This is a genomic window from Nocardia sp. KT25-26 (assembly GCF_056627695.1).
On sequence record NZ_CM152813.1, the window covers coordinates 1,485,204 to 1,497,860 of the forward strand.

14 protein-coding genes are annotated in these 12,657 nt (G+C 69.4%); 8 read left to right on the top strand and 6 right to left on the bottom strand.

Annotation, left to right across the window (positions count from 1 at the left end; genetic code table 11):
* Positions 1 to 20: 20 nt before the first annotated feature.
* The 6 genes from manA to AC1HFH_RS06760 form a co-directional block, all read right to left on the bottom strand.
* Positions 21 to 1,241 carry a mannose-6-phosphate isomerase, class I gene (manA, locus tag AC1HFH_RS06735; protein WP_480246569.1) on the bottom strand — a complete coding sequence of 407 codons (1,221 nt, stop codon included), beginning with the start codon at positions 1,239 to 1,241 and terminating at the stop codon, positions 21 to 23.
* The gene (locus AC1HFH_RS06740) at positions 1,241 to 2,449 is read right to left on the bottom strand and encodes a tobH protein (RefSeq protein WP_480246570.1); all 1,209 of its coding nucleotides are present in this window, start codon (positions 2,447 to 2,449) and stop codon (positions 1,241 to 1,243) included. Before AC1HFH_RS06740 ends, manA begins: the two co-directional genes overlap by 1 nt.
* A gap of 200 nt (positions 2,450 to 2,649) precedes the next feature.
* Positions 2,650 to 4,029: a phosphomannomutase/phosphoglucomutase gene (locus AC1HFH_RS06745; RefSeq protein ID WP_480246571.1), complete on the bottom strand. Its 1,380-nt coding sequence runs from the start codon at positions 4,027 to 4,029 to the stop codon at positions 2,650 to 2,652.
* Positions 4,030 to 4,061: 32 nt separating this feature from the next.
* Positions 4,062 to 4,448 carry a DUF3499 domain-containing protein gene (locus tag AC1HFH_RS06750; protein ID WP_480247743.1) on the bottom strand — a complete coding sequence of 129 codons (387 nt, stop codon included), beginning with the start codon at positions 4,446 to 4,448 and terminating at the stop codon, positions 4,062 to 4,064.
* Positions 4,449 to 4,523: 75 nt separating this feature from the next.
* Positions 4,524 to 4,997 (bottom strand): metallopeptidase family protein, encoded by a 474-nt coding sequence (locus AC1HFH_RS06755; protein ID WP_480246572.1) that lies wholly within the window; start codon positions 4,995 to 4,997, stop codon positions 4,524 to 4,526.
* 194 nt (positions 4,998 to 5,191) lie between these two features.
* Positions 5,192 to 5,536 carry a WhiB family transcriptional regulator gene (locus AC1HFH_RS06760; protein ID WP_480246573.1) on the bottom strand — a complete coding sequence of 115 codons (345 nt, stop codon included), beginning with the start codon at positions 5,534 to 5,536 and terminating at the stop codon, positions 5,192 to 5,194.
* 395 nt (positions 5,537 to 5,931) lie between these two features.
* Here AC1HFH_RS06760 and cofD point away from each other — a divergent pair, with 395 nt between their 5' ends.
* The 8 genes from cofD (at position 5,932) to AC1HFH_RS06800 (ending at position 12,631) form a co-directional block, all read left to right on the top strand.
* The gene (cofD, locus tag AC1HFH_RS06765) at positions 5,932 to 6,921 is read left to right on the top strand and encodes a 2-phospho-L-lactate transferase (protein ID WP_480247744.1); all 990 of its coding nucleotides are present in this window, start codon (positions 5,932 to 5,934) and stop codon (positions 6,919 to 6,921) included.
* Positions 6,918 to 8,273, top strand: coding sequence for a coenzyme F420-0:L-glutamate ligase (locus AC1HFH_RS06770; protein WP_480246574.1), 1,356 nt, complete (start codon positions 6,918 to 6,920; stop codon positions 8,271 to 8,273). Before cofD ends, AC1HFH_RS06770 begins: the two co-directional genes overlap by 4 nt.
* A complete protein-coding gene (locus tag AC1HFH_RS06775) occupies positions 8,270 to 8,803 on the top strand; it encodes an NUDIX hydrolase (protein WP_480246575.1) in 534 nt (177 codons plus the stop codon). Before AC1HFH_RS06770 ends, AC1HFH_RS06775 begins: the two co-directional genes overlap by 4 nt.
* Positions 8,804 to 9,004: 201 nt before the next feature.
* Positions 9,005 to 10,249 (top strand): alkane 1-monooxygenase, encoded by a 1,245-nt coding sequence (locus tag AC1HFH_RS06780; RefSeq protein WP_480247745.1) that lies wholly within the window; start codon positions 9,005 to 9,007, stop codon positions 10,247 to 10,249.
* Positions 10,246 to 10,419, top strand: a complete 174-nt coding sequence (locus AC1HFH_RS06785) for a rubredoxin (protein WP_480246576.1) — start codon at positions 10,246 to 10,248, stop codon at positions 10,417 to 10,419. Before AC1HFH_RS06780 ends, AC1HFH_RS06785 begins: the two co-directional genes overlap by 4 nt.
* Complete coding sequence (locus AC1HFH_RS06790) at positions 10,416 to 10,598, top strand: rubredoxin (RefSeq protein ID WP_480246577.1); 183 nt, start codon at positions 10,416 to 10,418, stop codon at positions 10,596 to 10,598. Before AC1HFH_RS06785 ends, AC1HFH_RS06790 begins: the two co-directional genes overlap by 4 nt.
* Before the next feature lie 41 nt (positions 10,599 to 10,639).
* Positions 10,640 to 11,278, top strand: coding sequence for a TetR/AcrR family transcriptional regulator (locus AC1HFH_RS06795; RefSeq protein WP_480246578.1), 639 nt, complete (start codon positions 10,640 to 10,642; stop codon positions 11,276 to 11,278).
* A gap of 246 nt (positions 11,279 to 11,524) precedes the next feature.
* On the top strand, positions 11,525 to 12,631 hold the full coding sequence (locus AC1HFH_RS06800) for an alkane 1-monooxygenase (protein WP_480246579.1): 1,107 nt from the start codon (positions 11,525 to 11,527) through the stop codon (positions 12,629 to 12,631).
* Positions 12,632 to 12,657: the final 26 nt, after the last annotated feature.

Below are 12,657 nucleotides of genomic sequence, written 5' to 3' on the forward strand. Positions count from 1 at the left end.
GGCACCGGATGGGTGAATGCTCAGCCGCGCGCGCCGACGCAGGCGCAGAACAGTTGCGCCGCACCCTCGACCGCCTGCACCGATACCGACCGGTCGGCAGCGGAGATCCAGGCGGCGCCGCCCCGGGCCAGGATCAGCTCGGCCTCGCCCTGGACCAACCGGACCGAGCCGGCGGTGCACAGCACGATGCCGGGCCCGCCGGCGGTGAGCGGCACCGGCGCGTCGTCCGCCGCCAGTTCGTGCCGCCGCAACGCGAACTCGGGAGCCGGGGTCGGATAGTCGACGGCACCGTCGCCGGCCGGCTGCGGCTGCACCACCGGCAGCTCGATGGGTTCGAAGTCCAGCACCCGCAACAATTCCGGTACGTCGACATGCTTCGGGGTCAGGCCGCCGCGCAGCACGTTGTCGGAGTTGGCCATGATCTCCACACCGACCCCGCGCAGATAGGCGTGCAGGCTGCCGGCCGCCAGGAACAGGCCGTCGCCGGGCTCCAAGGTGAGCCGGTTGAGCAGCAGCGCGGCGAGCACGCCCGCATCGCCCGGATAGGCTTCGGCGAGTTCCAGGGCGGTCCGAACCTCGGCCCCGAACTCGCGGTCACCCGGCTCGGACAGGTAGCGCACGCATCCATCGAGCACGGTCGGCAGCAGCGCACCCAGGGCATTCGGCGGCAGGGTGATCCAGGTGGTGAACAGGGTGCGCAGGCCGGCCGAATCCGGTTGTGCGGCCAGCAGGTCGGCGTAGGAGTCGAGGCCGGGTACGGCCAGGGCCCGGAGCAGCTGCACCGTGCGCTGCGGGTCCCGGAACCCGGCCAGCGCCTCGAACCGGTCCAGAGCGACCACCAGTTCCGGCTTGTGGTTCTCGTCGCGATAGTTGCGCAGCGGCGAGTCCAGCGGCACCCCCGCCCGGTTCTCCCGTTCGAACCCGGTGCGGGCCTGTGCGGCACTCGGATGGGCCTGCAGCGACAACGGCTCCTCGGCGGCCAGGATCTTCAACAGGAACGGCAACCGGCCGTCGAAGGCGCCGGCCACCGGGCCGAGTTCACCCTGCGGATCGGTTTCGACCAGCTCCAGCAGCGAGCGGGTGCCGTTGCCGTTGCGGATGTGCGCGGGATCGGCCGGATGGGTACCGAACCACAGTTCGGCCTCCGGATGCGCCGAGGGAACCGGCCGGCCGCACAACTGAGCGAGCGCGGTGCGCGACCCCCAGGCATAGGAACGCAGCGCACCAACGAGTTCCTGCACTAGTAGCTTCCCCCGTCGTGATACCGGTCCGGGGCGGCGGCACCGGGGCCGCCCAGGTCGTGTGAACCGATCAGGCGCAGGTACGCCGCGGTCATCTCGAGGCGCAGGGCGAGCACCGCCAGCCGGGTCAGCAGCGGCATCGCGGCCGCCGTGCTGTCGCTCGCGGCCGGTGGTGGGTCACCCGGTTCCGGCGGCGCGGTGAGCGCATCGGGGTCGGCGTGCACCAGATCCGCGTCCACCGGGGCCGAGCCGGGGGCGTCGAACACCGCCAGCCGGCGGTGCAGGGCGGCCCGGTCCGGGTCGGTGCTCAATGCGAATACCCGGGTGCGGTCCACGGGCGCGGGACCGTCGAGCTCCTCGTCGTGGAACAGCGGATCGAAACCCGGCGGCGAACCGGCGGTCGCCACCAGGACCGGCCGGGCTGCAACGGCGTCGGCCAGGGTGGCGGCGCCGGCGGTCCGGCCCGCGGCGAGCAGCATCACCTCGGCACCGTGCGCGGCCAGTTCGGTCGTTGCCGCATCATCGCCGGCCAGCACCACGGCCCGGCCCTGCATCCGGGCCGCCAGGGTCTTGGCCGGGTTGTGGAACACCTCGTGCTGCGGTGCGTCCCGGAGCGCCTCGGCGTCGAGGGTGTCGGCGAGCTCGTGCAGCTCCGGAACCGACTGCCCGCTGCGCTGTGGGTCGAGCGCGCGCACCACCGCGAGCCCGATGGCCAGATAGCGCAGCAACCGGTTGTGGTCGAGTACCGGGATCCGCGGTTCCAGCACGGCGGCACGGCCGGCCGCGGCGGTACGCATCGGCCCTTCGTTCGGCGCGGCGACCACCACCTCGGCGCCGCGGCGCAGGGCCCGGTCGACCGCTTCGACCAGGCGGGGGTCGCCGGCATCGTCGCCGGCCACCAGCACCACGTCCAGGGCGCCGACCCACGGCGGCAGCGTGACGGCGGTGACCAGGGGGAGTCCGGCGTCCGCGCCGAGCGCGGCGATCAGCAGATCGGCGGCGCGGGCCGCCCGGCCGGATCCGGTGACCAGGACCAGGCTGCGGGGCTGCAGATCGTCGAGCCGGGCCAGGAGCTGTTCGTCGACCGCGGCCGCGGTAGCGCGAACCTGGGCCCCCGCGGAGGCTGCCGAGCGCAGCACGCCACCACTGTCGGCGGCTTCCAGCGAGGCGACATCATCGAGGTCCATCACCGGTGTGTCAGCGATCATCGCTGCTCACCTCCCCTCATCGCGCTGAGTCGTCGGCCCGGACCACCCGGCCGGGCCGGCGAATCCGAGGTCTGTGATTCCACTATTCCAGTCACCGGAACCGGATGCTTGCCATCCCGGTGCGGCGCCGTGCCGGCGGTGCTCGTCGGAGTGGTTCCACAGACCGGCGGTTCCGCATCTGCTGCTTCCACTATCCCAGCTCAGCCGCGCACGATGCCGAGGATCTCGGTCACGAGTGCGTTTACATCGTCCTGCGATCGGGCTTCGACGTTCAGCCGCAACAGCGGCTCGGTGTTGGAGGCGCGCAGGTTGAACCAGGCGCCGTCGGCCAGGTCGACGGTCACCCCGTCCAAGCGGTCCACGGACCGGGCCCGGTCGGCGAAGGCGGCCAGCACGGCATCGGTGCGTTCGGCGGCATCGGCGACTGTCGAATTGATCTCCCCGGAGGCGGCATAGCCGGCGTAGGCGGACATCAGCTCCGAGACCGGCCGTTCGCCCTCGCCGAGCGCGGCCAGCACGTGCAGCGCGGCCAGCATGCCGGAATCGGCGCCCCAGAAGTCCCGGAAGTAGTAGTGCGCGGAGTGCTCTCCGCCGAATACGGCGCCGGTGGCGGCCATCTCGGCCTTGATGAACGAATGCCCGACCCGGGTGCGCACCGGGGTGCCGCCGAGTTCGGCGACCAGTTCCGGCACGGCACGTGAGGTGATCAGGTTGTGGATGACGGTGGCGCCGGGTTCCTTGGCCAGTTCCCGCTCCGCGACCAGGGCGGTGATCGCGGACGGGGAAACCGGTTCACCGCGCTCGTCGACGACGAAGCAGCGGTCGGCGTCCCCGTCGAAGGCCAGGCCGATGTCGGCGCCGCTGCGGCGGACCAGCTCCTGCAAATCCACCAGGTTCTTCGGATCCAGTGGGTTGGCCTCGTGGTTCGGGAAACTGCCGTCGAGCTCGAAGTACAGCGGCACGACGGTCACCTGCGGCAACGAGCCGAGCACCGCCGGCACGGTGTGCCCGCCCATGCCGTTTCCGGCGTCGACCGCGATGGTCAGCGGTCGGATGTCGGCCAGCCGGACCAGCGACCGCAGGAAGCCCGCATAGTCGTCGAGCAGGTCGGTATCGGTGCGGGTGCCGGGCGCACCGTCGAAGCTCGGCACCCCGGCGGCCACCTCGGCCGCGATCGTGGCGAGTCCGGTGTCCTGGCCGACCGGCAGGGCATGCGCCCGGCACAGCTTGATGCCGTTGTACCGGGCCGGGTTGTGGCTCGCGGTGAACATCGCGCCCGGGCAGCCGAGCGTGCCGGAGGCGAAGTACAGCTGATCGGTCGAGGCCAGGCCGATGTGCACCACGTCCAGACCCTGGGCCTGCACACCGGCCGCGAACGCGGCGGACAGGTCGGGTGAGGATTCGCGCATATCGTGGCCGATCACGATCCGGCCGGCGCCCTCGGCCCGCATCAGGCGGGCGAACGAGGCGCCGACATCCGCGACGAAGTCCGCGTCGATCTGTTCTCCGACGACGCCACGTACGTCGTATGCCTTGATCACCGCGTTCACGAATTCGGCAGAGCGCGCGACTGTCGTCATGGCCACCACCCTAGTGGGGTGTGCACGGCAGCTCAGTTCGGAGGGTCGGGCAGCACCCGCAGGTGGCCCCGGCGGCCGGTGCGGCCGGTGCGGCCCGGGCGGGGTGGGGGAGCCGGGTGGTCCCGGTAGGTGGTTTGGTCGTGTTCCGGTGGGCGCCTGCGTAGTCCGGCCTCCCGTACCGCCTCGGCGAGCGCAGTCAGATCGTCGTCCGGATTGCCCGCGGCGAAGCTGCCCTCGTGCCGGACCATCTCCCAGCCCTTCGGTGCGGTGATCCGGGAGGCGTGGGTCTCGCAGAGGTCCCAGGAGTGTGGTTCCGCGACCGTGGCAAGCGGGCCGACGACCGCCGTGGAGTCCGAGTACACATAGGTGAGCGTCGCAACGGCCGGGTTCTTGCAGCCGGGTCGGCAGCAGCGACGCATGGGAATCACGACGACGAGGGTAACCCCCGAACCGGCCCGCCGGGGCACGGACACGCGGCGGATCGGGCGAAACGGCTATTCGAAGTCGGGATCGATCAGGCCCGGGTCGACGCCGAGATAGGTCGCGACCTGCTGGACGAGCACCTCGCGGAGCAGGTCCACCAGATCGTCGGGATCCGCGGCACGTAATTCCAGTGGCTTGCGGAACAGCACCACCCGGGCCCGGGTGGCCGCGCCGTGCCGGTCGATACCGGCCGGTACCAGACGGGACAGTGGCACCGGCCCGTCGGCAACCACTTCGTCCGGCCAGGTGACCGAATCGGGGTCGATCGGCCGGATCTTCGGGACGTCGTCGACGGCGATGTCCAATTTGGTCAGCCGATCGTGCCAGCGGGTGTCCAGCGGTGCGAAGGCCTCCAGGACCAGCCGGTCGAACTTCTGCCCGCGGGTCCGCCATGCGGGCACCGTCGGGGGCAGCACCGGCCCCCGGACGCCGCGGCCGCGGCGATGGATCGAGCGCGCGGTCGGGGGTCGCCGGGACCGCGCCATCAGCGCGCACCTCGCATATCAGCCTCCAGTCTCGAGTGCATCCGGTGCCCGTCGAGCCGCTCTCCGACCGGGAGGTCGCGCGTCCGGCTCCGGGTGTGCCCGGAGCCGCCGCCGACCGTGCCGGACGCACGAGGCGCCGGTGCCGCGGTCAGCGGTGCTCCGGGGCAGGCCCGGAGTCTACTGTCGAACCGAACTCAGCTGATGCCGCGCTTGAGCCGGCGGCGCTCCCGCTCCGAGAGCCCGCCCCAGATGCCGAAGCGCTCATCGTGGGCAAGGGCGTATTCCAGGCACTTGTCCCGGACCTCGCAGCCCATGCAGATCCGTTTCGCCTCGCGGGTCGAGCCGCCCTTCTCGGGGAAGAACGCCTCCGGATCGGTCTGTGCGCACAGGGCACGTTCCTGCCACTGCTCCTCGATGGAATCGAAAAGTTCGTCGAAGCCCGACGCAACCAGGCTCAGCCGAGGTGTCGCGGATTCACTTGCCTCGTCCGGTTCCGGCCGGCTGTGGTCAGCACAGTCGGCGACCAAATCGTTGGCCATCGCTCCGCCTCCTCACTGTGTGTTAGCGCAGAATGATTCTTTCCGTCGGACCAACACGCACACCGACGGCCCTACCCCGCGACGTTGTCTCGCGGGCATCCCCGAGCCTGTCATCACCGGTAGCGAACACCTCTCGCAAACGCCCCCGCGCCTCGCTCTCTCGCACGGGCCGGAATGACATGTCTGTGATTAGACACGCCGGACTTGCCGGTGGTCAAGCCGATGTCGCCGTTCCGTTACTATCCGCAACCGCATTCCGTGTTGATCTTGTTACCACTATGTGGCAAATGACCAGCAAATTCGTTGTGAAACGGACGCGTCATCCGGACCGCCTAGGCTGTCGAGTCGTGACTTCACAAGACCCCGAGACGGCACCGCACGCGGCGAGCGACGCGGTGCGCGCACCCCGGATCGCCGTGCTCGTCGGTGGCGTCGGCGGCGCCCGTTTCCTGCAGGGCGTGCGGGAGCTGCTGCCCGACGCCGAGATCACGGCGATCGTCAACGTCGGCGACGACGTCTGGATGCACGGCCTGCGCATCTGCCCGGACCTGGATACCTGCATGTACACCCTCGGCGGCGGCATCGACCCCGAGCGAGGCTGGGGCCGTACCGGCGAGACCTGGCACGCCAAGGAGGAGCTGGCCGCCTACCGCGCGCAACCCGATTGGTTCGGCCTGGGCGACCGGGACATCGCCACCCATCTGATCCGCACCGAGATGCTCAACGCCGGCTATCCGTTGTCCGCGGTGACCGAGGCGCTGTGCAACCGGTGGCAGCCCGGAGTGCGGCTGCTGCCGGTCACCGACGACCGGTGTGAAACCCACGTCGTAGTGAGTGATACCCCGCCCTCCGGCGACGAAAACAACGAACCGGGCGAACGTCGCGCGATTCATTTCCAGGAATGGTGGGTACGGTATCGGGCCGACATTTCTACTCACGGTTTCGTCAACGTCGGAGCCGATGACGCGAAGCCCGCTCCGGGCGTGACCGAAGCCATTGCCGAAGCGGATGCGGTGTTGCTGGCACCGTCGAACCCGGTCGTGAGCATCGGGGCGCTGCTCGCGGTGCCGGGTATCCGGGGCGCGCTCCGCACCACCACCGCGAAGGTGATCGGCCTGTCCCCGGTGATCGACGGAAAGCCGTTGCGGGGCATGGCGGACGAGTGCCTGTCGGTGATCGGCGTGCCGACCGGTGCCGAATCGATCGGGCGGCACTACGGTGCCCGGTCCGGTACCGGCATCCTGGACGGCTGGCTGGTGCACAGCACCGATTCCGCCGAAATCGACGGCGTTGCGGTGCGCAGCGTGCCGCTGTTGATGACCGATCCGGCCGCCACCGCCGAAATGGTCCGGGCCGCACTGGAACTGGCGGGGGTGGCGGTATGACCGAGGAGTCGCCGGTGACCGACCACGCCGCTGCGGAACTGCAGATCCGGCCGGTCACCGGACTGCCCGAGTTCCGGCCCGGCGACGACCTGGCCGCCCGGCTGGCCGAGGCCGCGCCGTGGCTGGCCGACGGCGATATCGTCGTCGTCACCAGCAAGATCGTGTCCAAGGTGGAGGGCCGTATCGTGCCCGCGCCGAGCGACCCGGACGAACGGGACGCCGCCCGGCGGCGGCTGGTGGACGCCGAGGCCGTCCGGGTGCTCGCCCGCAAGGGACGCACCCTGATCACCGAGAACCGGCTGGGCATCGTACAGGCGGCTTCCGGGGTGGACGGGTCCAATGTCGCCGAGGGTGAGTTGGTGTTGTTGCCGGAGGATCCCGATGCGAGCGCGCGCGGGTTGCGCTCGGCACTGGCCGAACGGCTGGGCGTGGACGTGGCCGTGGTCGTCACCGACACGATGGGCCGCGCCTGGCGCAACGGGCAGATCGATGCGGCGATCGGGTCGGCGGGGCTGCGGGTACTGCACAACTATGCGGGCGGCGTCGATGCGCAGGGCAACGAACTGTACGTCACCCAAGTGGCCGTTGCCGATGAACTCGCCGCAGCCGCCGATCTGGTGAAGGGCAAGCTCGGCGGGGTGCCGGTGGCCGTGGTGCGCGGCCTGCCGACCACCGACGACGGCTCGGCGGCGAGCGATCTGCTCCGCGGTGGCACCGACGACCTGTTCTGGCTCGGCACCGCCGAGGCGATCGAGCGGGGCCGCCGGGAAGCGGTGCTGCTGCGCCGGTCGGTCCGGCAGTTCACCGGTGAACCGGTGGACCCGGAGCAGGTGCGGCGGGCGGTGGCGGTCGCACTCACCGCACCGGCGCCGCATCACACCCGGCCGGTCCGCTTCGTCTGGGTACGTAAACCCGGGTTGCGTAAACAGCTGCTGGAGACCATGGCCGATCGGTGGGCGGCCGATCTGCGGGCGGACGGGCTGTCCGCGGAACGGGTGCAGCGGCGGCTCGCCCGCGGTCGCATCCTGTTCGACGCGCCGGAGATGATCATCCCGTTCTGCGTGCCCGACGGGGCGCACGACTATCCCGACGAGCGTCGCCGCGCCGCCGAGTCGACGATGTTCACCGTGGCCGTCGGCGCCGCCGTCCAGGGGTTGCTGGTGGCGCTGGCCACCGAGGGGCTGGGTAGCTGCTGGATCGGCTCGACGATCTTCGCGCCGGCCGAGACCCGCGAGGTGCTCGGCCTGGAGCCGGACTGGCACCCGCTCGGCGCGATCGCGGTGGGGCATCCGCCGGAACCGGCCGGACCGCGGCCGGTGTCCGACGCCGGGACCGGGCTGGTCGAACTGTGAGCGCGGCGTCCCTGCACCAATCGGCGACGCGGCTGCTCACCGAATGGTCGCCGGTGTCCGGCGCCGACGCCTCGATCCGGGAGGCGATGCTCGCCTTCCTCGGTGCGGCGCCGCTGGGCTGTCTGCGGGCGTGCGAGCCCGGGCACATCACGGCTTCGGCGGTTGTCTTCTCGCACGATCGCCGCGAGGTGCTGCTGACGCTGCATCCGCGGGTCGGGCGCTGGATCCAGCTGGGCGGGCACTGCGAGGAGGCCGACGAGACGGTGTCCGATGCGGCACTGCGGGAAGCGGTGGAGGAGTCCGGGATCGCCGAGCTGCGGCTGACTCCCGGGTTGTACGGCGCGCACGCCCATCCGATCACCTGCTCGCTGGGTGTCCCGACGCGACATCTGGACCTGCTCTTCGAGATCGTGGCCCCGCCCGGTGCGGTACCGGTGCGTAGCGACGAGTCCACCGACCTGCGCTGGTGGCCCGTCGATGCACTCCCGGCGGATGCGGATGTTCCGCTGGTCCCGGCCCCGGCCGGATAGCCGTCGATCCGCAGCACAGGTGACGGCCGCGCCCCGTTCGGGCGCGGCCGTTGCCGTATCTCCACCTGTGTCCGCCCGAACGTCTCGACTTTACAAATTTGTGGATTTGTCTAGACATCGGACAAACCTCGTCATATCGTCAAGTTCGAGTAGTAGTGCACATCACAGGTGTGAGATGTGCAACTCGGATTGGAGACGATGATGTCGACCGATGCCAAACCGTCGGACGAGCGGATCCAGGCGCCTGCCTGGCGGGATCCGAAACGCTATCTGTGGCTGTGGGGGCTGTTCGTACCCACCGGCCTGTTCACCATCGGGATCCCGCTGATCTGGGGGCTGAACGAGCTCGGCTGGACCGGCTTGGCCCACGTCCCGTTCTGGCTCGGGCCGATCCTGCTGTATCTGGTGATTCCGGCGGCCGATGTGCTGTTCGGCCCGGACGGGTCCAACCCGCCGGACGAGGTGATGGAGTACCTGGAGAACGACCGGTACTACCGTTACCTCACCTACCTCTACCTGCCCTTCCAATACGCCTCGCTGATCTTCGCGTGCTACCTGATCACCGCGAGCGACCTGAGCTGGCTGGGAATCGACGGCGGTCTGTTGCTGGTCGACAAGATCGGCCTGTTCATCACGGTCGGGATCATCGGCGGCGTCGGCATCAACACCGCGCACGAACTCGGGCACAAGAAGGTCGACCTGGAACGGTGGCTGGCCCGGATCGCCCTGGCGCAGTCCTTCTATGGGCACTTCTACATCGAGCACAACCGCGGCCATCATGTGCGGGTCGCGACGCCCGAGGACCCGGCGAGTTCGCGGGTCGGGGAGACCTTCTGGGCCTTCCTGCCGCGCACCGTCTGGGGCAGCCTGCGCTCGGCGTGGCACCTGGAGAAGACCCGCCTGGCCCGGATGGACAAGAGCCCCTGGACGTGGCGCAACGACGTGCTCAATGCCTGGGCCATGTCGGTGGCGCTGTACGCGGTGCTGATCGCCGTGTTCGGGATCGGGGTGCTGCCCTATCTGGTGCTGCAGGCAGTGTTCGGGTTCGGACTGCTCGAATCGGTCAACTACCTGGAGCACTACGGGCTGGTGCGGCAGAAGACCGTACGGGGCCGCTACGAGCGGCCGGCGCCGATGCACAGCTGGAACAGCGATCACATCGTCACCAACGTCTTCCTGTACCACCTGCAGCGGCACAGCGACCATCACGCCTATCCGACACGGCGCTACCAGACGCTGCGCAGCTGGGACGGCGCACCGAACCTGCCGAGCGGCTACGCCAGCATGATCCTGCTCGGCTACTTCCCGCCGATCTGGCGCAAGGTGATGGACAAGCGGGTGCTCGCGCACTACGACGGTGATATCACCCGGGCCAATATCCAGCCGGGTAAACGGGACAAGGTGCTGGCGCGGTACGGCACCGGCGAACAGGGGGCGGGCGCATGAGCAGGTTCCGTTGCCCGGTGTGCGACTACGTCTACGACGAGGCCACCGGCGCCCCGCACGAGGGATTCCCCGCCGGTACGCCGTGGGATGTGGTACCCGACGACTGGTGCTGCCCCGACTGCGGCGTCCGCGAGAAGATCGACTTCGAGGCCATGGGAGTGTCGAAATGAAGGAATTCAAGCTCTACCAGTGCATCCAGTGCGGATTCGAGTACGACGAGGCCGAGGGCTGGCCGGACGACGGGATCGCCCCGGGTACCCGCTGGGAGGACATCCCGGACGACTGGTCCTGCCCGGACTGCGGGGCCGCCAAGGCCGACTTCTTCATGGTCGAGATCGAACGTTCGTGAGATTTTGACTCATGACTTCCGCCCGTGACAGGGTCGCGGGTATGCCGCGCACCGGAGCCAGAATTCCGTATCAGGAGGCGGCGCGAGATCTGCTGCGCACCTCGGTTCTGGACGGGATGCGCGAGCTGCTCACCGAGCGTGACTGGTCCAAGATCACGCTCGGTGATGTGGCGTCCCGGGCGGGAGTCAGCCGGCAGACCCTGTACAACGAGTTCGGTTCGCGGGCCGGCCTGGCGCAGGCCTATGCGTTGCGGCTGGCCGACGGCCTGGTGGCGCAGGTGCGCGGTGCGATCGACGAGAACGTCGGCGATGCCCGGGCGGCCTTCCGAGTCGGGATGGACCGGTTCTTCGTCGAGGCGGGCGCGGACCCGCTGGTGCGCTCCCTGCTGGCCGGTGAGATGAAGCCCGATCTGCTGCGCCTGATCACCCTCGACGCCGGGCCGCTGCTGGATCATGCGACCGAGCGGCTCGGTGCGGTGTTCCAGCACAGCTGGGTGAACGCCACCGACACCGAGGCCGATGTCCTGGCCCACGCCCTGGTCCGGATCGCGTTGAGCTACATCCCGAACCCGCCGCTGCCGGACCGGGATGCGCCGGCGGAGGTCAGTGCCTTGCTCAGTCCCTATGTGGAGGCGATCGTGGCGGCCCGCGGGCAACGTTTGCCGGATGGCTGGGAATGAGGGTGGCTGTCGTCACAACTTCCGGTGGTCGAGTACGGGTCGCAAATGGGTAACGCTCGCATAACATCGGAATAACGCGGTGTTATAGATGTAATGATCGACACGTTCTCCGACGTGGCAATGTGTAACGCGTATCGCCTCTGTCACTATGGGTAGTCGTTGGACTCGTAGTTTTTTCACAGCGGAGCATGCGTGCAAACGGTTGGCAATCCGTCAGGTTCTCGTGACCCGAAGCGGTATTTATGGGTGCTGGGACTGATCGCGCCCGGATGCGCCCTGCTGCCCTCACAGCTGGTCCTGCACACCGGTCAGGTGGTCTTCTGGTGGATCGGCCCGATCATCGTGCTGGTCGCCATTCCGGTGCTGGACTGGGTGATCGGGCAAGATGGAAGCAACCCCCGCGACGAGGACTACGAGGCCCTCTCGAACGACCGGTACTACCGCTGGTGCACCTACCTGTTCCTGCCGGTCCTGCTGGCCGGGCTGATCCTCGGCGCCTACCTGTGGACCGGGCCGGAGCTGTCGCTGCTGGACAAGATCGGCCTGGCCACCAGCGTCGGCCTGGCCTCCGGCATCGGCATCAACGCCGCCCACGAACTCGGACACCGTTCCGAACGGCTGGAACGATGGCTGGCGAAGATCGCCCTCGCCCAGACCGCCTACGGGCACTTCTTCGTCGAGCACAACCGTGGCCACCACGCCCGGGTGGCCACCCCGGAAGACCCCGCCAGCGCCCGCTTCGGGGAGTCGTTGTGGGCCTTCCTGCCACGCAGCATCTGCGGCGGTCTGCGTTCGGCCGTCGGCCTGGAACGGGACCGGCTGGCCCGGCAGCGCCGCGGCTGGTGGAGCCCGCACAACCAGATCCTGCAGGCCTGGGCCATGACGATGGTGCTGTTCGGCGGGCTGACGGTGGTCTTCGGGCCGACCGTGCTGCCGTGGCTGCTGCTGCAGGCGGCGATCGGGGTCTGGCTGCTGGAGACGGTCAACTACATCGAGCACTACGGCCTGCTGCGCGGTAAGCGCCCGAGCGGCCGCTACGAACGCTGCTCACCGCGGGACAGCTGGAACAGCGACCATCTGGTGACCAATATCTTCATGTTCCACCTGCAGCGGCACAGCGACCATCACGCGAACCCCGGCCGGCGGTACCAGACGCTGCGCAGCTGTGACGAATCTCCGCAGCTGCCCGCGGGTTACGCCACGATGATCTTGCTCGCCGGATGTCCGCCGCTCTGGCGTGCGGTGATGGATCCCCGGGTGCTGGCGCACTACGGCGGCGATATCGGCCGGGCCAATATCGCCCCCGGGAAGCGGGACCGGATCCTGGCCGCCCACGGCACGGATAGGCGGTAGCCTGGCCACGGTACCGACCGACCAGG

Bases quoted from the DNA above. Each gene is read 5' to 3' on its own strand.
- AC1HFH_RS06740 (WP_480246570.1), bottom strand. From the start codon at position 2,449: ATGATCGCTGACACACCGGTGATGGACCTCGATGATGTCGCCTCGCTG.
- AC1HFH_RS06745 (WP_480246571.1), bottom strand. From the start codon at position 4,029: ATGACGACAGTCGCGCGCTCTGCCGAATTCGTGAACGCGGTGATCAAG.
- AC1HFH_RS06750 (WP_480247743.1), bottom strand. From the start codon at position 4,448: ATGCGTCGCTGCTGCCGACCCGGCTGCAAGAACCCGGCCGTTGCGACG.
- AC1HFH_RS06755 (WP_480246572.1), bottom strand. From the start codon at position 4,997: ATGGCGCGGTCCCGGCGACCCCCGACCGCGCGCTCGATCCATCGCCGC.
- AC1HFH_RS06760 (WP_480246573.1), bottom strand. From the start codon at position 5,536: ATGGCCAACGATTTGGTCGCCGACTGTGCTGACCACAGCCGGCCGGAA.
- AC1HFH_RS06770 (WP_480246574.1), top strand. From the start codon at position 6,918: ATGACCGAGGAGTCGCCGGTGACCGACCACGCCGCTGCGGAACTGCAG.
- AC1HFH_RS06780 (WP_480247745.1), top strand. From the start codon at position 9,005: ATGTCGACCGATGCCAAACCGTCGGACGAGCGGATCCAGGCGCCTGCC.
- AC1HFH_RS06785 (WP_480246576.1), top strand. From the start codon at position 10,246: ATGAGCAGGTTCCGTTGCCCGGTGTGCGACTACGTCTACGACGAGGCC.
- AC1HFH_RS06790 (WP_480246577.1), top strand. From the start codon at position 10,416: ATGAAGGAATTCAAGCTCTACCAGTGCATCCAGTGCGGATTCGAGTAC.
- AC1HFH_RS06795 (WP_480246578.1), top strand. From the start codon at position 10,640: ATGCCGCGCACCGGAGCCAGAATTCCGTATCAGGAGGCGGCGCGAGAT.